Origin of the sequence: Streptomyces sp. NPDC057682, assembly GCF_042799575.1 — a bacterium.
GTDB lineage: Bacteria > Actinomycetota > Actinomycetes > Streptomycetales > Streptomycetaceae > Streptomyces.
In genome coordinates, this window is the sequence record NZ_JBHVIN010000008.1 from 13422 (window position 1) to 34220 (window position 20799).

General features: G+C 73.7%; 16 protein-coding genes. 11 read left to right on the top strand and 5 right to left on the bottom strand.

All coding sequences use genetic code 11. The features are described from left to right. Window positions 1-122 precede the first annotated feature (122 nt). Window positions 123-1976: a protein phosphatase 2C domain-containing protein gene (locus tag ACFVDM_RS16225; protein WP_383639217.1), complete on the top strand. Its 1854-nt coding sequence runs from the start codon at window positions 123-125 to the stop codon at window positions 1974-1976. A gap of 55 nt (window positions 1977-2031) precedes the next feature. Continuing rightward, window positions 2032-3774, top strand: coding sequence for a pyruvate dehydrogenase (locus ACFVDM_RS16230; protein WP_383639220.1), 1743 nt, complete (start codon window positions 2032-2034; stop codon window positions 3772-3774). Between the two features lie 15 nt (window positions 3775-3789). On the opposite strand, the gene ACFVDM_RS16235 is transcribed toward ACFVDM_RS16230, so the two are convergent. Then, window positions 3790-6903, bottom strand: coding sequence for an alpha-mannosidase (locus ACFVDM_RS16235; RefSeq protein WP_383639223.1), 3114 nt, complete (start codon window positions 6901-6903; stop codon window positions 3790-3792). Window positions 6904-7094: 191 nt separating this feature from the next. On the opposite strand from ACFVDM_RS16235, the gene ACFVDM_RS16240 reads away from it, so the two are divergent. From ACFVDM_RS16240 to ACFVDM_RS16270, 7 genes are all read left to right on the top strand, one after another. Next, window positions 7095-8270: an NAD(P)/FAD-dependent oxidoreductase gene (locus tag ACFVDM_RS16240; RefSeq protein WP_383639226.1), complete on the top strand. Its 1176-nt coding sequence runs from the start codon at window positions 7095-7097 to the stop codon at window positions 8268-8270. A gap of 193 nt (window positions 8271-8463) precedes the next feature. After that, window positions 8464-8778, top strand: a complete 315-nt coding sequence (locus ACFVDM_RS16245) for a (2Fe-2S)-binding protein (protein ID WP_383639229.1) — start codon at window positions 8464-8466, stop codon at window positions 8776-8778. Beyond that, the gene (locus tag ACFVDM_RS16250; RefSeq protein WP_383639232.1) at window positions 8759-10204 is read left to right on the top strand and encodes an FAD-dependent oxidoreductase; all 1446 of its coding nucleotides are present in this window, start codon (window positions 8759-8761) and stop codon (window positions 10202-10204) included. Before ACFVDM_RS16245 ends, ACFVDM_RS16250 begins: the two co-directional genes overlap by 20 nt. Before the next feature lie 74 nt (window positions 10205-10278). Further along, a complete protein-coding gene (locus tag ACFVDM_RS16255) occupies window positions 10279-11187 on the top strand; it encodes a dihydrodipicolinate synthase family protein (protein ID WP_383639235.1) in 909 nt (302 codons plus the stop codon). Between the two features lie 31 nt (window positions 11188-11218). Continuing rightward, window positions 11219-12220 (top strand): proline racemase family protein, encoded by a 1002-nt coding sequence (locus tag ACFVDM_RS16260; RefSeq protein WP_383639238.1) that lies wholly within the window; start codon window positions 11219-11221, stop codon window positions 12218-12220. 69 nt (window positions 12221-12289) lie between these two features. Then, complete coding sequence (locus ACFVDM_RS16265) at window positions 12290-13006, top strand: GntR family transcriptional regulator (RefSeq protein ID WP_383639241.1); 717 nt, start codon at window positions 12290-12292, stop codon at window positions 13004-13006. A gap of 247 nt (window positions 13007-13253) precedes the next feature. Continuing rightward, complete coding sequence (locus tag ACFVDM_RS16270) at window positions 13254-15617, top strand: M9 family metallopeptidase (protein ID WP_383639245.1); 2364 nt, start codon at window positions 13254-13256, stop codon at window positions 15615-15617. 108 nt (window positions 15618-15725) lie between these two features. Here the strand turns inward: ACFVDM_RS16270 and ACFVDM_RS16275 are convergent, their stop codons facing one another. Then, window positions 15726-16148, bottom strand: a complete 423-nt coding sequence (locus ACFVDM_RS16275) for a ribonuclease domain-containing protein (protein WP_383639248.1) — start codon at window positions 16146-16148, stop codon at window positions 15726-15728. 236 nt (window positions 16149-16384) lie between these two features. Between ACFVDM_RS16275 and ACFVDM_RS16280 the strand changes: the two genes are divergently transcribed. Then, entirely contained in the window at window positions 16385-16783 is a 399-nt protein-coding gene (locus tag ACFVDM_RS16280) for an ATP-binding protein (protein WP_383639251.1), read from the top strand. 55 nt (window positions 16784-16838) lie between these two features. On the opposite strand, the gene ACFVDM_RS16285 is transcribed toward ACFVDM_RS16280, so the two are convergent. Beyond that, the gene (locus ACFVDM_RS16285; protein WP_383639254.1) at window positions 16839-17918 is read right to left on the bottom strand and encodes a DUF2637 domain-containing protein; all 1080 of its coding nucleotides are present in this window, start codon (window positions 17916-17918) and stop codon (window positions 16839-16841) included. A gap of 189 nt (window positions 17919-18107) precedes the next feature. Then, entirely contained in the window at window positions 18108-18956 is an 849-nt protein-coding gene (locus ACFVDM_RS16290; RefSeq protein WP_383639257.1) for a (2Fe-2S)-binding protein, read from the bottom strand. Window positions 18957-19101: 145 nt separating this feature from the next. Here ACFVDM_RS16290 and ACFVDM_RS16295 point away from each other — a divergent pair, with 145 nt between their 5' ends. Next, window positions 19102-19863 (top strand): GntR family transcriptional regulator, encoded by a 762-nt coding sequence (locus tag ACFVDM_RS16295; protein WP_383639260.1) that lies wholly within the window; start codon window positions 19102-19104, stop codon window positions 19861-19863. A gap of 30 nt (window positions 19864-19893) precedes the next feature. Here ACFVDM_RS16295 and ACFVDM_RS16300 read toward each other — a convergent pair whose 3' ends face one another. Next, window positions 19894-20679, bottom strand: coding sequence for a hypothetical protein (locus ACFVDM_RS16300; RefSeq protein ID WP_383639263.1), 786 nt, complete (start codon window positions 20677-20679; stop codon window positions 19894-19896). Window positions 20680-20799: the final 120 nt, after the last annotated feature.

Here is a 20799-nt window from a genome sequence, read left to right on the forward strand (position 1 = left end):
CCGCCGGGCGTCCTTCCCGTGGGGGGTGGGGGCGCCCGGCGGACCCCTGCGCGGGGGCGGGCTCCGAGCACTTTTTCCGGATGTCCCGTTTTCGTACGGCCCTCGCGGTGGACAATAAGGGCATGAGTCAGCAGGGGGAGACGCCCGCCGCCCACGAGGACGACTGGTGGCGCAGGCTGTACGACGAATCCGCCCCGGACACCGGGGCGAGCCAGGTGGCCGACACGCTCGACGACCGCTTCGACTCGGCGTCCGTGGCGCTGCGGCCGGGGGCCGGCTGGGAGGACGCGGCCGCCGCACCCGTGCCGGAGCCCAGGGAGGCGGTCTCCGCCGCCACCCGAACGGCGGATACGGCGCCGCCCCGGTCGCCGGAGTTCACCGCCCGCGCCCCGTGGGAGCCGCCCGCCGGCCCACCCGGACCCCACACCTTCGCCCCACCCCGCCCGGCCGCACCGGAACCACCGCCGGAGCCCGCACCGCCCGTACGGGACGCGGCCCCGCCGCCCCCTGAGCCGACCCCGCCGCCGGAGCCGACACCGTCGCTGTCGTCCTGGGAGCCACCGTCCTGGGAGCCGCCCTCCTGGGAACCCTCGCGGCCCTCGGCCGATCCCCGCGTCTCCCCGGCCCCGGCCGCCGCCGGCGCCCCTTGGGACGAGACCGAGGCACCGACCGTCGCAGCCCCGTCCGAACCGGCGGCCCCGGAGCCCGTCCCCTCCGAACCGGCCGCCCCGGCCCAGCCCGTTCCCTCCTCCGAACCGGCGGCTCCGGAGCCCGCCCCTCCCTCCGAACCGGCGGCCCCGGCCCGGCTCGTCCCCTCCTCCGAACCGGCCGCCGTCGAGCCCGCCCAGCCCGCCGAACCCGCCGAACCCGTGGAATCCGCCGTGCCGCCGCTGCCCCGACGCCCGGTCACGGAACGGCCGCCCGTCGAGAACACGGCCCCGGCGGCGCGGGAGCCCGAGCCCGAGCCGGTACCGGCCCCCGTCCCCGCGCCGCGCGCCGAGGTGGGCCATGTGGGAGCCAGGCCGCCCACGTACGACGCGGAGCCCACCGCGCTGCCCGCGAGCGACCCGCGCGCCCTGGACGGGCTGGTCCCCGACACGGTCCTCGACGGCGCCCGCTACGGCACGTACACCCTGCGGGCCGCCTCCGTACGGGGCGACTCCGCGCGGTACCGGGGCGAGCCCCGGCGCGACGCGCTGCTGACCGTCCGCTTCGGCGCCGGGGAGGACGCGCTGGTCCTGGTCGCCGTCGCCGGCGGTGGCCGGACCGCCGACCTCGCCCATCTGGCCGCCGCCGACGCCTGCCGCTGGATCGGCGAGGCCGTGGGACGGAGCCACGCCCGGCTCTCCGACGACATAAGGGCGGACCGGCGGGGCGACCTCAAGTCCGGACTGCACCGGCTCGCCGACCGTACGTACGGCAAGCTGCGCGCCCGCGCCGCCGAACTCGGCCTGGAACCCGCGGAGTACAGCGCCGGCCTGCGCTGTCTGCTGCTCTCCGCCGACCCCGGCTGCCGCACCCGGGTCTTCTTCGGCGTCGGCGGCGGCGGGCTGTTCCGGCTCCGCGACGGCGGCTGGCAGGACCTCGAACCGCTGGTGCCGCAGAGCGAACCGCCGGCCGCCGAATCCGTCGCCGGTTTCGGCGCGGCCGTACCCGAGAGCACCCCCGGCGGCGAGCGCCTGACCATGGACCTCGGCATCACCACCGCCCCCGCGCCGTATGTGGAGGCCCCCGTCCCGCCGCCCGCCGAGCCCTTCCGCTTCCGGGCCTCCGTCGCCCGGCCGGGCGACACGCTCCTGCTGTGCAGCCAGGGCCTCGCCGCGCCGCTGCGCGGCGAGCCCGCCCTCGCCGAGGCCCTGTCCGCCCGCTGGTCGGCGGCCGGTCCACCGGGTCTCGGCGCCTTCCTCGACGACACACGGCTGAGGGTGGCCGGGTACGCCGACGACCGGACGGCGGTCGGCGTCTGGGAGGCGTAACCGCGCGGGCCATGGGTTGATGGACTCCGGAGAACCGTCGAGGGAGTGCGCACCCATGGCCAAGCAGAACGTGTCGGAGCAGTTCGTCGACATCCTGTCCCGGGCAGGCGTCACCCGGATGTACGGGGTCGTCGGTGACAGTCTCAACCCGGTCGTCGACGCCATCCGGCGCCACCCGGACATGGACTGGATCCAGGTCAGGCACGAGGAGACCGCCGCGTTCGCGGCCGGCGCCGAGGCCCAGATCACCGGCGGACTCGCGGCCTGCGCGGGCTCCTGCGGCCCCGGCAACCTGCACCTCATCAACGGCCTCTACGACGCCCACCGCTCCATGGCCCCGGTCCTTGCGCTCGCCTCGCACATCCCGTCCGGCGAGATCGGCCTCGGCTTCTTCCAGGAGACCCATCCGGAGCTGCTCTTCCAGGAATGCAGCCACTACAACGAGATGATCTCCAACCCCCAGCAGATGCCCCGGCTGCTCCAGACCGCCATCCAGCACGCCATCGGCCGGGGCGGCGTCTCGGTCGTCACCATGCCCGGCGACGTCGCCTCCCGGCCCGCCCCGGAGAAGTCCGTCGAACACGCCCTGGTCACCTCGCGGCCCACCGTGCGCCCCGGTGACGCGGAGATCGAGAAGCTCTGCCGGATGGTGGACGAGGCCAAACGGGTGACGCTGTTCTGCGGCAGCGGAACGGCCGGCGCGCACGCCGAGGTCATGGAGTTCGCCGAGCGGGTCAAGGCCCCGGTGGGCCACGCCCTGCGCGGCAAGGAGTGGATCCAGTACGACAACCCGTACGACGTCGGCATGAGCGGGCTGCTCGGCTACGGCGCCGCCTACGAGGCGACCAACGAGTGCGATCTGCTGATCCTGCTCGGCACGGACTTCCCGTACAACGCCTTCCTGCCCACCGATGTGAAGATCGTCCAGGTCGATGTGCGCCCCGAGCACCTGGGTCGGCGCTCCAAACTCGACCTCGCGGTCTGGGGCGACGTCCGCGAGACGCTGCGCTGTCTGACGCCCCGGGTGAAGGCCAAGAGCGACCGCCGCTTCCTCGACCGGATGCTCAAGAAGCACGCCGACGCGCTGGAGGGCGTGATCCGCGCCTACACCCGCAAGGTCGACAAGCACGTCCCGATCCACCCCGAGTACGTGGCCTCGGTGCTCGACGACCTCGCGGACGAGGACGCCGTGTTCACCGTCGACACCGGTATGTGCAACGTCTGGGCGGCCCGCTATCTGACACCGAACGGCAAACGCCGGGTGATCGGCTCGTTCAGCCACGGTTCCATGGCCAACGCGCTGCCGCAGGCCATCGGCGCCCAGTTCACCGACCGGAACCGGCAGGTCGTCTCGATGTCCGGCGACGGCGGGTTCACCATGCTGATGGGGGACTTCCTGACCCTCGTCCAGTACGACCTGCCCGTGAAGGTCGTCCTCTTCAACAACTCCTCGCTGGGCATGGTCGAACTGGAGATGCTGGTCGGGGGCCTCCCGTCGTTCGGCACGACCAACAAGAACCCGGACTTCGCTGCCGTCGCCCGCGCCGCCGGGGCCTACGGCGTCCGCGTCGAGAAGCCCAGACAACTGGAGAGCGCCCTCAAGGACGCCTTCAAGCACGACGGCCCCGCCCTCGTCGACGTCGTCACCGACCCCAACGCGCTCTCCATCCCCCCGAAGATCAGCGCGGACATGGTCACCGGATTCGCGCTCTCCGCCGGAAAGATCGTGCTGGACGGCGGTGTGGGCCGGATGGTCCAGATGGCCCGCTCCAACCTTCGCAACGTGCCCCGCCCCTGAGCCGGGCCGGCCGCCTCAGGCCGGGGTCAGCCGCACCGTCAGGATCTGGAACGGCCGCAGCTCCGGCTCCAGCCCGTCCGGCCCGGCCGGGGCCGGACCCAGCGGCCGCTCCAGAAGATCGGTGATCCGCGCCTCCACCACGGGGAACGCCGCCCGCAGCCGCGCCCGTGCCCGGCCGCCCGCCGACTCGTACAGCCGCACGACCACATCGCCGCTGCGGTCGTCGGCCAGTTTCACCGACTCCACCGTCACCGCCGGATGACCGGTCTCGACGAGCGCGGGGACGAGGGGTGCGACGGCGGCTCGCAACGGCAGATTGAGGGCGAGCCCCTCCCGGACCGCGTCCGTGACCTCCGCCCCGGGCGCCAGCGCGTACCGGAAGCGGTGCGTGCCGAGGTCGGTGGCGGGGTCCGGGCTGTGCGGGGCGCGCAGCAGCGTCAGCCGTACGGTTGTGCCCAGCCCGTCCGGGTGCGGGGCGCGGACCACCTCGTGGCCGTACGTCGAGTCGTTGAGCACGGCCACGCCGTACCCCGGCTCGGCGACCCGCAGCCAGCGGTGGGCGCAGATCTCGAAACGGGCCGCGTCCCAGCCGGTGTTGTCGTGGGTGGCCCGGTGCACATGGCCGAACTGGATCTCGGCCGTGGACCGTTCGGCGTGCACATCGAGCGGGAAGGCCGCCTTGAGGACCTTCTCCGACTCCTGCCAGTCCACCTCGGTCTCGATGTCGACCTGCCGGGACCCCGCCGCCAGCCGGATCTCCTGCACGACCGCCGAGGCGCCGAAGGCACGGACCACGCGGACCGAGGCCCGCAGCGGTCCCTCCTCCACCCGCTCGACCCGCTCCGCCTCCGTCAGATCGGTGTGCGCGCGGCGGTAGTGGCGGTCGAGGTCCCAGGCGTCCCAGTGGTTCGGGTGGTCCGGATGCAGTTGCAGCAGATTGGCGCGGCGGCCCGGGGCCAGCACCTCGCGGTCCGCCGCGAGATCGCGGACGGAGGAGATCAGCCCGTCCGCGTCGACCACCACCCGCAGCAGCCCGTTGTCCAGCACGCTCCCGCCGTCCCGGGACGCCTCGGCCGTGACCGGCGCCCCCGGGAGGGCCGCACCGTCCAGCGGCCCCGCCCCCAGTCCCGGTACCTCGGCCGGCACCAGCGTGCGGCCCCCGCCCAGCCGCTGCGCCCGCGCCCCGGGCGGCAACAGCGCGCTCGCCTCGGCGTCCAGTTCGAGGACCTGGGAACGGGCGTACGGGGAGGCGTTGAGGACGGCCGGGACCCGCGCCGGGCCCAGGGCCGCCACCGCGTCCGCGATCAGACCGGCCAGCTCCTCGCGGATCCGGTCGTACGTCTCCCGCGCCTCGCGGTGCACCCAGGCGATCGAGGACCCCGGCAGGATGTCGTGGAACTGGTGCAGCAGCACCGTCTTCCAGATCCGGTCCAGCTCCTCGTACGGATAGGCGTACTCCGGCGACCTCAGGGCTGCCGCCGTTGCCCACAACTCGGCCTCGCGCAGGAGGTGTTCACTGCGCCGGTTGCCCTGTTTGGTCTTCGCCTGCGTGGTGTACGTGGCGCGGTGCAGCTCCAGATACAGCTCGCCCGACCAGACCGGGGCCCGCGCCCCGTACTCCTCCTCGGCCGCCGCGAAGAACGCGGAGGGCTTCTCGACCGCGACGCGCGGGGAGCCCTCCAGATCGGCGAGCCTGCGCGCCTTCTCCAGCATCTCCCGGGTGGGACCGCCGCCCCCGTCGCCCCAGCCGAACGGCACCAGGGAGCGGCCGGCCAGCCCCTTCTCCCGGAAGTTCTTTTCGGCGTGGGCGAGTTCACTGCCGTGGACATGGGCGTTGTAGGTGTCGACGGGCGGGAAGTGGGTGAAGACCCGGGTGCCGTCGATGCCCTCCCACCAGAAGGTGTGGTGGGGCATCCGGTTCGTCTGGTTCCACGACAGTTTCTGCGTCAGGAACCAGCGGACACCGGCCAGCCGGGCCAACTGCGGGAACGCGGCGGTGTAGCCGAAGGAGTCCGGCAGCCAGATCTCCCGGGTCTCCACACCGAACTCCTGCTCGAAGAACCGCTTCCCGTGCACAATCTGCCGGGCCAGCGCCTCGCCGCCCGGCAGATTGGCGTCGGACTCCACCCACATGGAGCCGACCGGCTCCCACTGCCCGTCGGCCACGGCCCGCCGGATCCGCTCCCAGAGGTGCGGCTGGTGCTCCTTCACCCAGGCGTACTGCTGGGCCTGGGAACAGGCGAAGACCAGCTCCGGATAGTCCTGGGCGAGCGCGGTGACGTTGGCGAAGGTGCGCGAGGCCTTGCGGACGGTCTCGCGCAGTGGCCAGAGCCACGCCGAGTCGATGTGGGCGTGCCCGGCGGCCGAGATCCGGTGGGCGCTCGCCGACGCCGGCCGGGACAGGGCCCCGGCCAGCTCGGCCCGCCCGGCCGCCGCCGTGCCGGAGACGTCGTGCAGGTCCAGGGCGTCGAGCATGCGCTCCAGGGCCCGCAGGATCTCGTGGTGCCGCGAGCGGTCGGCGGGCAGCTCCCGCATCAGCTCGGACAGCACCTCGATGTCCAGGACCAGGTGCCACACCTCCTCGTCCAGCACGGCGAGGTCGGCGGAGGCGAAGCGGTACAGCGGCGCGTCGCCCGCCGTCAGGACGTCGCCGAGCGGCGTCGGCACGAAGCCGTGTTCCAGGACGGCGGGGTTGGCGGCGGCCTCCAGGAGCAGGGAGACCGTCTCGCCGCCGGCGGCGGACGCGGTGACGGTGAGGTGGCGGTTGCGCGGATGGACGCCCTTGAGCGGCACGCCCTCCGCGTCGTACAGCAGGCCCTCGGCCTGGAATCCGGGCGCCTGGCCGGAGAAGCCGGGGTCGACGACCACCTCGACCCGCCGGCCGGCCCAGGCGGCGGGGACCGTCCCGGTCAGCCGGAACCAACTGGTGGACCAGGGCGCGCCCCACTCCGTGCCCGTCGTGAAGGGTGCGTACGAGGCGGCCAGCGCCTCGGCCACCGGCACCGGCTCGCCCCGGACGTGCCACACCGCGAGCGTCAGCGGCGTCCGGTCCGCATACGTGGCGGGGCGGATGAACTGGTTCAGGGCCCGCTCCAGCCGGGCCTCCACCAGTGCGCTGTCGTCGTGCATCGCCGCTCCTCCGGATCGCGGTCGGGCAGGGTCAAGGGCTTGTCTTCCCCTGCTGCCCCGCGCCATCCCTCACCGGCAGGAGCCTCCCCCCGTCGGCCGTGCGCGCGCCGCTCCACAGACATGAGGACTCGTCAGATCACCTGTGGCGACGACCTCTTGGCACCCTCAGAACCATGTGACATATTACTGACGTGTTCACGAAGAAGGCGTGGGACGTGATCGTCGTCGGGGCCGGGGTCGTCGGTGCCGCCTGTGCGCGGGCGGCCGCCCGGTCCGGACTCGCGGTCGCCGTCGTGGACCGGGGGCCGGTCGCGGGCGGCACCACGGGAGCGGGGGAGGGCAACCTCCTGGTCTCCGACAAGCCGCCCGGACCGGAGCTGGACCTCGCGCTCCTCTCCCTCGGACTCTGGCGCTCACTGGCCGAGGAACTTCCGGACGCGGTGGAGTTCGAGGCGAAGGGCGGCCTGGTCGTGGCCGCCGGACCGGAGTCGCTGGCCGCCCTCGGCCGGACCGCCGAGGGCCAGCGGGCGGCCGGCGTGCGTGCCGAGTCCGTGGGCCCCGATGAACTGCGCGCCCTCGAACCCCACCTGACGCCCCATCTGGCCGGGGGTGTCCGCTATCCGCAGGACGCCCAGATCCAGCCCGCCCTGGCCGCCGCCCATCTGCTCCGGGCCGCCCGTGACGACGGCGCCGTGTTCCACCCCGGCCGCACGGTCACGGCCGTCCTCACCGGGCCGCGGGGCGAGGTCCGGGGCGTGCGCACGGACGCGGGGGATCTGCTCGCCCCGGCGGTGGTCAACGCGACGGGCGTCCACGGCGGGGAACTCGCGGCGCTGGCGGGGGTGGAGCTGCCCGTCCTGCCCCGGCGCGGCTTCGTCCTCGTCACCGAGCCCCTGCCGCGCCTGATCCGGCACAAGGTGTACGCGGCGGAGTACGTCGCCGACGTGTCCAGCGCCTCCGCGGAACTCCAGACCTCACCCGTGGTGGAGGGCACGGCGGCCGGGCCCGTCCTGATCGGCGCCAGCCGCGAACGGGTCGGCTACGACCGCACCCTGTCGGTTCCCGTCGTCAGTCGGCTGGCCGCGGCGGCGGCCGCGCTGTTCCCGGTGCTGGCGCGGACCCGGGTGCTCCGCGCCTACCACGGCTTCCGGCCCTACCTCCCCGACCATCTGCCCGCGATCGGCCCGGACGGCCGGGTCCCCGGCCTCTTCCACGCCTGCGGCCACGAGGGCGCCGGTATCGGGCTCGCCCCCGCGACGGCCGCCCTGATCACCGCCGCCCTCCTCGGCGAGCGGCCACCCGTCGACCCGCACCCCTTCCGCCCGGACCGTTTCGGACCGGAACCGTTGACCGTGCGGTCCGCATGAGCGGCCGAACACCCGGTCCGCTTCGGACCGGAACCGTTGACCATGCGGACCGCTTGAGCGGCCGAACACCCGGTCCGTCTCGGTCCGGGAGCCCGTGACCGGTCGTCCGAAACGCCTCGGCCGGGCCCCACGCACACGACGGACCCGCCCGCCCCGACCACCTCCGCCCCTCCCGACCGAGCAGGAGCCCTTGGTGAGACGCCCCCGTACCCGTACCTCCGCATCCGCGGCCGCACCCGCGTTCACCCTCACCTTCGACGGCCGGCCGGTCCCCGCACTGCCCGGCCAGAGCATCGCCGCCGCGCTCTGGGCGGCCTCCGTGCTCAGCTGGCGCACCACGCGGAACGGGGGACGGCCCAGGGGCGCCTTCTGCGGGATCGGGTCCTGCTACGAGTGCCTGGCCACGGTGAACGGGAGCCCCAACCGGCGGGCCTGTCTCGTTCCGGCCCGGCCCGGCGACGTCGTCACCACACAGGAGGGCACCGGGCATGCCGGACACCTCGACTGAACGGGCCCCCGCCGCACTCGCGGTGGTGGGCGCCGGACCCGCCGGGCTCGCGGCGGCCGTCACCGCGGCCGACGGCGGGCTCGACGTGCTGCTGATCGACTCGGCCGCCGCGCCGGGCGGTCAGTACTACCGCGCCCCCGCCCCCGGGCTCGCACCCCCGAGCTCCGAGGCCCCGCACCACGGCCGGAAGGCCTTCGCCGCACTCACCGCCCGGCTCGCCCGGCACCGCGCGACGGGCCGGATCCGCCATCTCACCGCCCACCACGTCTGGACGGTCGAACGGACCGGCGAGGACTGGACCCTGCACTGTGTCACCGGGCCCGACGGGCAGGACGGTCCGGCCGCGCTCCGGGCCCGCCGGCTGCTGATCGCGACCGGATCGACCGAACGCCAGCTGCCCTTTCCCGGCTGGACCCTGCCCGGCGTCGTCGGCGCGGCGGGCGCCCAGGCCATGCTGAAATCCGGCCTGGTGCTGCCCGGCCGGCGGATCGTCGTCGCGGGCAGCGGACCGCTGCTCCAGGCCGTCGCCGTCTCGCTGGCCCGCGCCGGGGCCCGTGTCCCCGCCCTCGTCGAGGCCGCCGGGTACCGCGCGTACGCCCGTGCGCCGCTCACCCTCGTCCGCTGCCCCGGCCGGCTCGCGGAAGGCGCCCGGTACCGAGCCGCGCTGGCCCGGAACGGCGTGCGGCTGCTGACGCACCGGGCGGTCACCGCCGTCCACGGCACCGAGCGGGTCACCGGGGTCACCGTCTCGCGGCTGGACGCGGACTGGCGGCCGGTGCCGGGGACCGGGCGCCGTCTGGACTGCGACGCCCTCGCCGTCGGCCACGGTCTGGTGCCCCAGCCGGACCTCGCCGTCGGCCTCGGCTGCGCCACCCGCGGCGGGCCCGACGGAACGGCCGGCCTCGTGCTCGACGCCGAGGCCCGCACCACCGTGCCGGGCGTCTGGGCCGCCGGTGAGACCGGGGGAGTCGGCGGGGTCCGGCTCGCCCTCACCGAAGGGGAGCTCGCCGGCCGTTCGGTGGTCGCGGACGCCCGCGGCGGTCCGCCCGGGGACCGGCTCCGCACGGCCGCGCTGCGCCGGTCCCGGGAGCGGATGCGCGCGTTCGCCGGTCTGATGGGGGCCGTGCACCGGCCGGGGTCCGGCTGGCCCGGCTGGCTGGAGCCCGGCACCGAGATCTGCCGGTGCGAAGAGGTCACCGCCGGGGCCGTCCGTACGGCCGTCGACACGCTCGGCGCCGGCGACAGCCGCACGGTCAAGCTCCTCACCCGCGCCGGAATGGGCTGGTGCCAGGGACGTACCTGCGGCTTCGCCGTCCGGGAACTGGCTGGCTGCGCGGCGGAGACCGGCGCCCCCGACCGCCGGCCGCTCGCCTGCCCCGTCCCGCTCGGCGAACTGGCCCGCGCCGACCGCCCCGAGGAACCGTGACGGCGCCCCCGGGGGCGCCCACCGAAACCACACCTCTCCCGTCCCGTCCGTACCACCCCATGTGAGGAGCCCAGATGACGGACAGCACCTGGCAGCGCGAGACCCCCTGGCGGGGCGTCATGGTCGCCACCCCGCTCACCCTGCGCGAGGACCGGTCCATCGACTTCGACGCGTACGCCGCCCATGTGCGCGACCTCGTGGCCGCCGGCTGCGACGGTGTGGTCCCCAACGGTTCGCTGGGGGAGTACCAGACCCTCACCGACCGCGAGCGCGACGAGGTCGTGCGCGTCGCCGTCGAGGCGGCCGGCGACGGGGCCCGCGTCATGCCCGGGGTCTCCTCGTACGACAGCGCCCAGTCCCGGCACCGCGCCGAGCGGGCGGCCGAGGCGGGCGTGGGCTCCGTGCTCCTGCTGCCCCCCAACGGCTATCCGTGCGTGGACGAGGCGGTCCGGGCGCACTACGCCGAGGTCGCCGCCGCGGGGCTCCCGGTCGTCGCCTACAACAACCCGTTCGACACCAAGGTCGATCTGACGCCGCGGCTGCTCGCCCGGCTCCACGCGGACGGCTCCGTCGTCGCGGTGAAGGAGTTCAGCGGTGACGTCCGCCGGGCCTACGAGATCGCCGAACGGGCCCCCGGACTCGATCTGCTGGCCGGGGCCGACGACGTCCTGCTCGAACTCGCCGTGGCCGGCGCCGCCGGCTGGATCGCCGGCTGCCCCAACATGCTGCCCGCCTCGTGCGCCGCGCTGTACCGGGCGGCCGTCGACGGGGACCTGGAGACCGCGCTCCCGCTCTACCGCACGCTGCACCCGCTGCTGCGCTGGGACTCCAAACCGGAGTTCGTCCAGGCCATCAAGGCCTCGATGGACCTCGTCGGACGCCATGGCGGCCCCACCCGGCCGCCGCGGCTGCCGCTCGGCGCGGAGGCCCTGGAAGCCGTGCGCGCCGCCACCGAGAAGGCCCTCGCCGAGGGCCTGCACTGAACCCGCCCGCACCGACCACCGAGGGGGAACCTTGCGCAGCCGCCACATCTTCCACGCCGTCGACTCGCACACCGAGGGCATGCCGACCCGGGTGATCACCGGAGGCGTCGGGACCCTGCCCGGCGCCACGATGGCCGAGCGCCGCGCGTACTTCATGGAGCACCGGGACGCGGTGCGGACCCTTCTGATGTACGAACCGCGCGGCCACTCCGCCATGAGCGGGGCGGTCCTCCAGCCGCCGACCCGGCCGGACGCCGACGTCGGAGTGCTGTTCATGGAGGTCTCCGGCTGTCTGCCCATGTGCGGGCACGGCACCATCGGGGTGGCCACCGTCCTGGTGGAGACCGGTCTGGTGGAGGTCACCGAACCCGTCACCAGGGTCCGGCTGGACACCCCGGCCGGACTGGTGACGGCCGATGTACGGGTGGAGGACGGGGCCGCCGTCCACGTCACGCTCACCAACGTCCCCTCCTTCAGCGCCGGTCTCGGACTGACCGCGAGGGTGCCCGGCCACGGCACGGTGCCCTACGACCTCGCCTACGGGGGCAACTTCTACGCGATGGTCCGGCTGGAGGACCTGGGGCTGCCGTTCGACCGGTCGCGCAAGGACGAACTGCTGGCGGCGGGGCTCGCGCTGATGGACGCGGTCAACGCGCACGACCGGCCGGTCCATCCGGTCGACCCCGCCATCCACGGCCTCAAGCACGTCCAGCTGATCGCTCCGGGCTCGGACGCCGTCCGCTCCCGGCACGCGATGGCCATCCACCCCGGCTGGTTCGACCGCTCCCCGTGCGGCACCGGTACCTCCGCCCGGATGGCCCAGCTGCACGCCCGGGGCGAACTGGCGCTGGGCGCCGACTTCGTCAACGAGTCGTTCATCGGTACGGAGTTCACCGGACGGCTCGTCGCCGAGACCACCGTGGGCACGCTGCCGGCCGTCGTGCCCACCGTGACGGGACGGGCCTGGATCACCGGCACCGCGCAGTACTTCCTCGACCCGGCCGACCCGTTCCCCGCTGGGTTCCTGCTGTGAGCCGGGACCCGGCCGCCGGGCAACGTCACATTGTATTCTTGGGCTCCGCACGGCCCCGGAGGAACAGACATGGCCCGCCTGACGTCGCTCAACGCGCTCTCGGCGCGGGAACATCTGCGTGATCAGGTGGCGCACGCGCTGCGGGCGGCGCTCATCTCCGGCGAACTGGAGCCGGGGACGGTCTACTCGGCCCCCGCGCTCGCCGCCGAGTTCGGGGTCTCGGCGACCCCGGTGCGCGAGGCGATGCTCGACCTGGCCCGGGAGGGACTGGTCGAGGCCGTCCGCAACAAGGGCTTCCGCATCACCGAGCTGACCGAGCAGGACCTCGACGACTTCACCGATCTGCGCGCCCTGATCGAGGTGCCCACCGTGGGCCGGATCGCGCGCATGGGGCTCACCCGGGAGCTGGACGCGCTGCGGCCCGCCGCCGAGGAGATCGTGGCGGCGGCCCGACGCCACGACATCCTGGGCTATCTGGACGCCGACCGCCGCTTCCACCTCGCCCTGCTCGGGCTGGCCGGGAACCGCCGCCTGGTCGAGGAGGTCGGCGAACTGCGCAAGCGCTCCCGGCTGTTCGGCCTGAACCGGCTGGCCGAGTCGGGCCAGCTGGTGGCCTCCGCGCAGGAACACGTACAACTGCTGGACCTCGTCGTCGCGGGCGACGCCGAGGGCGCCGAGGCCTGCATGCTCGGCCATATGTCCCACGTCCGCTCCCTGTGGGCCGACGGGACGCCGGACGCCGACGCCGCCCCGGCCTCCGAAGGCGCGGCGGCCGCCCGCGCCTGAGCAGGGCCCCATCAACACCTCTGCCTCTCACCTGAGTTGAGGGCTTCACAAAGGTGTGCCCGGCCGCTTCCTAAGGACATGTGACATGTGCCATTGTACTGACGGTCGCGAATGAGGTCGTGTCCATGTCAGATCATCCCTGGGCCTCCGGGCCCCGCGGGGTGACCCTCCGGCACGGCCCGGCCCGCGCCATCCCCCACTCGCCGTGCGACGCGTCGCACGGCACCACACCGCTGGGAGGCGGCACGTGAGGAACCGAACGGTTCGACAGAGATTCACCGCACTCTCCACCGCGGCCCTGGCCGCATGCCTGGGCATCGGACTGCTCGTGGCCCCGGCCGGGGCCGCCGAGCCCCGGCCGGCATCCCCGGCCGCGGCACCGGCGAGCACCGGGGCGCCCGAGGCCGGCGGCCCCGCCGCACGCTCCGCCGGAGCGCCCGTCCGGGACGCCGGTCATCTGGCCGCCGACGCCGCGAGCCCCGCCGACCGGGCTCCGCTCACCGCGTCCAAGGACGCCCTGCGCCGCGACTACGACGCCCCGGACGCCGCCGAGCCGAGCCACCCCGCCCCCTCGATGGGGGCGAAGGCCCGCACCGCGGCGAAGGCCGCCGGAATCGCCCCGGCCGCCGCGTGCTCCGTGGCCGACTTCACCAGCCGCACCGGCAGCGCCCTCGTCCAGCAGATCCGCTCCTCGACGACGGACTGCGTCAACACGCTCTTCTCCGTCAAGGGCAACGACGGCTACCTCGCCTTCCGCGAGTCCCAGATGGTGGCCGTCGCCGACGCCATGCGCGCCGGATCGGCCGCCTACCCCGGCGACAGCAGCACCGGAATGCCCCAACTGGTGCTCTACCTCCGGGCCGGCTACTACGTGCAGTACTACGACCCCGGAACGGTCGGCGACTACGGAACGGCCCTGCGCACCGCGATCCAGGGCGCGCTGGACGCCTTCTTCGCCTCGTCGCACTCCCACGACGTCACCGACGCCAACGGCGAGACCCTGTCCGAGGCGGTCGTCCTCATCGACAGCGCGGAGCAGAACGCCCGCTATCTGTACGTCGTCAAGCGGCTGCTCGCCGACTACAACAGCGCGTACGACAGCTCCTGGTACATGCTCAACGCGGTCAACAGCGTCTACACCGTGACCTTCCGCGGCCACCAGGTGCCCGAGTTCGTCAGCGCCGTCGAGGCCGACCCGAGCCTGCTCGACGCGCTCGCCGGATTCGCCCGCGACCACCTCGGCCTGCTCGGCACCGACCGCTCGTACCTGACCTCCAACGCCGGACGGGAACTCGGCCGCTTCCTCCAGGAGGCGTCCCTGCGCCCCAAGGCCCGCCCGCTCGTCATCGACCTCCTCGGCCGCACCGCGATCACCGGGCCGACCGCGCCGCTCTGGGTCGGGCTGGCCGAGATGACCGACTACTACGACCGGGCCGACTGCGCCGCGTACGGCACCTGCGACCTGGCCGCACGGCTGAAGTCGGCCGTCCTGCCGGTCTCGTACACCTGCAGCGACAGCATCCGCATCCTCGCCCAGCAGATGTCGTCGGCCGACCTGACGAAGGCGTGCACCAGCCTCAAGGGCCAGGACGCCTACTTCCACGGCATCGCCCGGGACGGCGGACCTGTCGCCGGTGACCTCAACAGCACCATCGAAGTGATCGTCTTCGACTCCAGCACCGACTACCAGACCTACGCCGGGGCGATCTACGGGATCGACACCAACAACGGCGGCATGTACCTGGAGGGCGACCCCTCGGCGGCCGGCAACCAGCCCCGGTTCATCGCCTACGAGGCCGAGTGGACGCGGCCGGACTTCCAGATCTGGAACCTCAACCACGAGTACACCCACTACCTCGACGGCCGGTTCGACATGGCCGGTGACTTCGAGGCCAACATCACCACACCGACCATCTGGTGGGTCGAGGGCTTCGCGGAGTACGTCTCCTACTCCTACCGGGGCGTCACCTACGACGACGCCGTCGCCCGCGCCGCGGAGCACACGTACACCCTGCGGACGCTGTTCGACACCACCTACGAGAACGCCGACCAGACCCGTGTCTACAACTGGGGCTATCTGGCCGTCCGCTACATGCTCCAGTCGCACCGCGCCGACGTCGACACCCTGCTGGGCCGCTACCGCGCCGGTGACTGGGCCGGGGCGCGCACCCTGCTCACCTCGACCATAGGCAGCCGCTACGACGCCGACTGGAACACCTGGCTCACCGCCTGCGCGGCCGGCAGTTGCGGGGAGAGCACCGGGCCCGACCCCGACCCGTCCGCGGAGTGCACCGCGAGCGACGTGCGCGAACTGGGCGAGAACTGCGCCCGCAGCGGACAGCGGGCCACCGAGGGCAACTACTCCTATCTGTATCTGTACGTGCCCGAGGGCACCGCCCGCCTCACCGTCACCACCAGTGGCGGTTCGGGCGACGCCGATCTGTACTACAGCGCGAACGGCTGGGCCACCACCGGCTCGTACACGGCCCGTGCCACCGGCGCCGGAACGGCCCACACGCTGACGATCGACCGTCCGGCGGCGGGTGCCCACTACATCAGTCTGTACGCCGTCCGGGACTTCGCCGATGTGAAGGTGGCGACCCGGTACTGACCCGCGTACGGACCACGGGCCACGGGTGCGGTCGCGCACCCGTGGCCCGGAGGTCCGTGCCGCAGGTGGGGGGTGAGGGCTGCGGCACGGACCGGACCGGGGACGGCCTCAGCAGTCGAAGTCGATGAGGTCGAAGGTCGCGTAGTGGTCCGAGGTGTAGTAGTCCTCCTCGTACGCCTCGCCCGTGACGATGCGCCGGGCACCGCGGGTCGGGGAGCCGGGGGTGATCACGGTGTACTCGTGGTAGTAGCCGGTGCTCCGGCCGGGCAGGACGCCTTCGCGGTTCTGGAAGACGGTGCCGTCCTGGGAGTAGGGGAACGGGCCGCCCGCCTCGATGAGGTCGAGCGTGTCGTGCGCCTGGGAGGGCAGATCCGAGGAGCAGATGCTGCCGACCGAGGCGAGGGAGGCGACGGAGACGGGGGTGGCGGTGGGGGAGGCGGTCGCGGTCGCCGTGACCGGGCCGCCGACGAGGAGGGCGGACAGAAGGGCGGCCGCGCCGCCGAGCGTGGTGATCCGTGGGGGGATTCGCATGCCACCCATGATGACGCGCGTAGATGCCGCTTCGTCAACGCCAAGTCGAGTGAATTTCCCGGAAGTTAACCGGAACGGGGGATGGCCCCGGTCGTGGGTGTGTCCGAGCGGAACATATGGGGGAGGTTTCGTACGTATTGATGAACGCGGACGCGTGACAGCGCGTGGGCGGGGCATGCATGGCGTGAGGAAGACCGAGCGGAGGGGGACGATTCACTGTGTCGCCGGGGGAGACGATGGAACGTCAGGAACTGGCCCGATTGCATCGCAGAGTCGGCCGCGCCGATTTGGCGGCCGTGGCCGAAGTGCGCGGTGCGGTAAGGGAATTACTGCGATATCGCTGGAAGGAGGAGCCCGCTCAGGTGGCCGAGCTGCTGCTGAGCGAGCTGGTCACCAACGCGCTGGTCCACACGGACGACGGAGCGGTCGTCGCCGTCAGCGTGGCGCCCCGCAGACTCCGCGTGGAGGTCCGGGACTTCGTCCCCGGGATGCCCGTGTCGCACGTACCGGACGCCGACGACGGTACGCACGGCCGGGGCCTGGTCCTGGTGGAGAGTCTCGCGGACGCCTGGGGCGTCAGCACCCGCGGTCCGGGCAAGGTGGTCTGGTTCGAACTGGACGGCGAACGGCCCTGACGGTCGACGGGGACCATCAGGGCCGTTTCCGCCGGACGGAGCCCGGAGCGGTGGTTCAGCCGAACTGCTGCTCCAGGTCCTTCAGTTTCTGCTCCAGCGAGTCGAGCCGGGGCAGGGCCTGGGTGTCGTCCTCGGCGGTGAGGTCCACCGTCCGGGGATCAGTCCCGTTCAGCTCCGGCACGTCCCGCGACTGCGGGCCGTTCACGGCCTGCAGGGACGGCCGGGGCCTCAGGGGCAGCTGTCCCGCTTCCGATATGGCGGGCTCCGCGACGGACTGCGTGGAGGCCGACGCCGGGGCGATGGCCTGCACATCCACCTGGGCGGGCGCGCGGCCGATGCGGGTCCAGGCACGGTTCTGCCGGTTCAGGGCCTTGATGTGCGCCCGGTCCAGCTTCTCCTGGTCACGTCTGCGGAGACGGTTCTGCTCTTTCTCCCGGCGGTCCTCCCGCACCTCGTCGACCGCCTCGTCCAGGGTGCGGACGCCCTCCAGGAGCATCAGCGACCAGGCGCCGTAGGTCTCCCGGGGAGCGCGCAGCCAGCGGACGATGCGGATCTGCGGCAGCGGGCGGGGCACCAGGCCCTGCTCGCGCAGCGCCGCGCGACGGGTCTGCTTCAGCGCGCGGTCGAACAGCACCGCGGCCGAGAGCGACATCCCCGCGAAGAAGTGCGGCGCGCCCGCGTGGGTCAGACCGCGCGGCGCGTGCACCCAGTTGAACCAGGCGGCCGCCCCGGCGAACGTCCACACCAGCAGGCGCGAGCCCAGGGCCGCGTCACCGTGGCTGGCCTCGCGCACGGCGAGGACCGAGCAGAACATGGCGGCCCCGTCGAGCCCGAAGGGCACCAGGTACTCCCAGCCCCCGGAGAGGCTGAGGTTCTGCCGGCCGAAGCCGACGAGGCCGTGGAAGGAGAGGGCCGCCGCGACCGCGGCGCAGCAGAACAGCAGGACGTAGGAGGCGGTGGCGAACAGCGCCTCCTTGCGTCTGCGCCGTTCCTCGCTGCGCTCCCAGGAGTCGTCGGCCGCGGATGTGTCGGAGGCGCGCTTGCCGCGCGCGACCACCGTGGCCGCCGCCATGACCCCCGCCAGCAGCACGACGGCCGGCAGCAGCCAGTCAAGCGATATGTCGGTCAGTCTCATGCGCGGTCCCTTGTGTCACGTAGGCGTTTCGGACGCCATCGTGCCGGGGAATTCCACGCTTCCAGGCGGTTTCGGTGCAAGAGAACGCCAATGGGGTGGCGGAGTCGTGGGATATTCACGATCTGGTCGAATACCCATACGGATAAGCCGAGTTGGGTTCGAATTACGCCTTCCCGAGGGCGGTGCGGATCAGGGCGCGGGCATCAGCCGGCTGACCCGTTCCGCGTCACAGGTGCGCGGACAGGTGACGCAGGTGTCCTCGGGGCGCAGCGTGTAGAACATGCAGCAGCTCGCCCGGTCCCGGGTCGGCAGCGACTCCCCGCCGGGTCCGGTCAGTTCGCGGAAGCCCGGGGTGCCGACGTACGGCTTCGCGGTGCCCGGCAGCAGTGCCTCCAGCTCGGCCATCGCGCGCGGCTCCTCGCCGAGCAGCGCGCCGATGTACCAGAGGCCCTCGACGATCTCGTCGGTCGCCATGCCCCACAGCGCCCGGCGCCCGCGTCGCATCCGCGGCCGGAACCCTTCGAGCACCGGCCCCAGGTGCTCGGCCACGGCCGTCAGCACCTCGGCGCGCAGCGCGGCCTCGTCGGCCACCACCCGCGCGCCCGGCAGTGCCGCCGCGGGATCGTCCGGCAGGCAGGCGAACTCCGTGACGCGGACGGCCAGATGGCCCAGCGCCCGCTGGAACGCCACGTCCTCGACGGGGATCCTCGGCACCCGGCGGTGCAGGAACCACGGCACCGTCACCAGCAGACAGGCCGGCCACGCGTAGCGGTGCAGTCCGAAACCTGCGACCACGTCCGGCCGGGCCCGCTCGCCGTAGTCCCGCAGTACCTGCTCGTCGTCCCAGACGAGGAACGCGTCGAGCGCGGCGCCACCGGCCGCGAGCTCGTGCGCGCCCACCCATCCGGCACCGTCGGGCGAGGGGGCGCCGGCCGGCAGGGCTTCGGCGCGCAGCCCCGGGAAGACCTCGGCCAGCCGCGCGTACGCGTCCGTCACCGCCGAGGCCGTCGAGCCGGGGGCAAGCGTGGGAAGGGTCATGCAGGGACCACCGAATCGCGATCGTTTGCAGGTAAGCCTTACCTTACCCGACGCGATCGATGTTTGAACTGCGGCCCCTTGCGCCTATCGTGCACAAGGGGCCCGGCGCGCGCGAGCCGTGCCCGCGAAGGCCGAGGAGGTACCCGTGGAGCAGGGCAGAGCGCGTGAGGACGCGTGGGCACCGTACGTGTCCGCCGCCCCCATGACCGCGTCCTCGTCCGTCCGGGTGCCCGAACAGGCCCGGGGCGAGCACACCCACAGCGAGCCGCCCGCCCCCCGGGCCGCGGTGCGCCGGCACTCCGTGCGCGGCCAGATCCTGGACGCGCTGCGGGCCGCCCTCGTCGACGGCGAGCTGGTCCCCGGCCAGGTCTACTCCGCCCCGGCGCTCGGCGCCCGCTTCGGCGTCTCCGCCACCCCGGTGCGCGAGGCCATGCAGCAGCTCGCCGTCGAGGGCGCCGTGGAGGTCGTGCCGAACCGGGGCTTCCGGGTCTCCGAGCGCGGGCCGGGCGAGCTGGCCGAGCTGGCCGAGGTGCGCGCCCTGATCGAGGTCCCCGTGATGCTGCGGCTCGCCCGCACCGTGCCCCCGGCCGCCTGGTGCGCGCTGCGCCCGCTGGCCGACGCCACGGTCGCCGCGGCGGCGGTCGGCGACCGGGCGAGCTACGCGGAGGCCGACCGGGCCTTCCACGGGGCGGTGCTCGCCCTGGCCGGGAACACCCAGCTGGTCATGGTCGCCGACGATCTGCACCGCCGCTCCCAGTGGCCGCTGGAGGACAACCCCGCCACCCGCCGCGCCGATCTGCTGGCCGACGCCGCCGAGCACACCGCCCTCCTGGACGCGCTGATCGCCCAGGACGTGGCCGTGGTGCAGTCGCTGGTGCGGGAGCACTTCGCCGGCGCGGACCGCTGACCCGCCCCCGGCCGGCGGTTCCGGACGGGTTCAGTTCGCCTCGGCCGTCGCCGGGTCCGGCGGGTCCAGATGCGGTGCCAGCCAGGTCGGTACGCCGCCCAGCAGCCGGAACAGCCGCCCCGCCTCGGCGCGCAGCCGGGCCGCCTCCTCCGGCTCGGGCTCCGAATCGGCCATGGCGATGAGGGCCGGGGCCGTACCGACCAGATAGCCCAGCTCCTCCCTTATCCGCAGCGACTCCGCGAAGCCGTGCCGGGCCTCCGCCAACTCGCCCTCGCGCAGGGCGATCAGGGCCAGATGGCGCCAGGTGGAGGAGAGCAGCAGGGCGTCCCCCTGGGCGGTCGCCCCGGCGTGCGCCCTGCGGTACGCGGCCCGCGCGGCCTGCGGCGAATCCGCGATGTTCTGCGCGATCAGGCCCCGGCGGAAGTCCAGCAGCGGACGGGCCGGTGCGGCGGGGGAGAGCAGGGCGGCGGCCCGGCCGAGCGCCACCCGGGCCTCGTCCGCCCGGTCGCGCACCCCGAGGAGGGTCGAGGCGTACGCCAGATGGCCGCGTTCGCAGGCCGCGGCCCCGCGCTCGGCGTCGTCCTGGGCCATGGCCTCGGCGGTGCGCAGCGCGTCCTCGGCCTCCGTCCAGCCCTGACCGGTGTACAGACAGCGCTCGGTCAGCAGGGCCGTGCGCTGGAGGGCCGCGGCCGGGTCGGTGGCGGCGTCGTGTTCGAGCAGGGCGGCCGCGTCCGTCCAACAGGCGCGCGACCGCAGGCGCCATACCGCTGTCTGGAGCGGCGGATCGTCATCTGCTGTCGTTCCGGAACCAGACATGGCGGTATGCGCCACATTGCCCTCCCCGAGCGCGCCATCGAGCTGTGGAGAGCGTCCGGACCCCCTCGGGGGCGGACACTCGGAGTCTGGCCGCATCACAGCACGGATTGGCACGCCGGG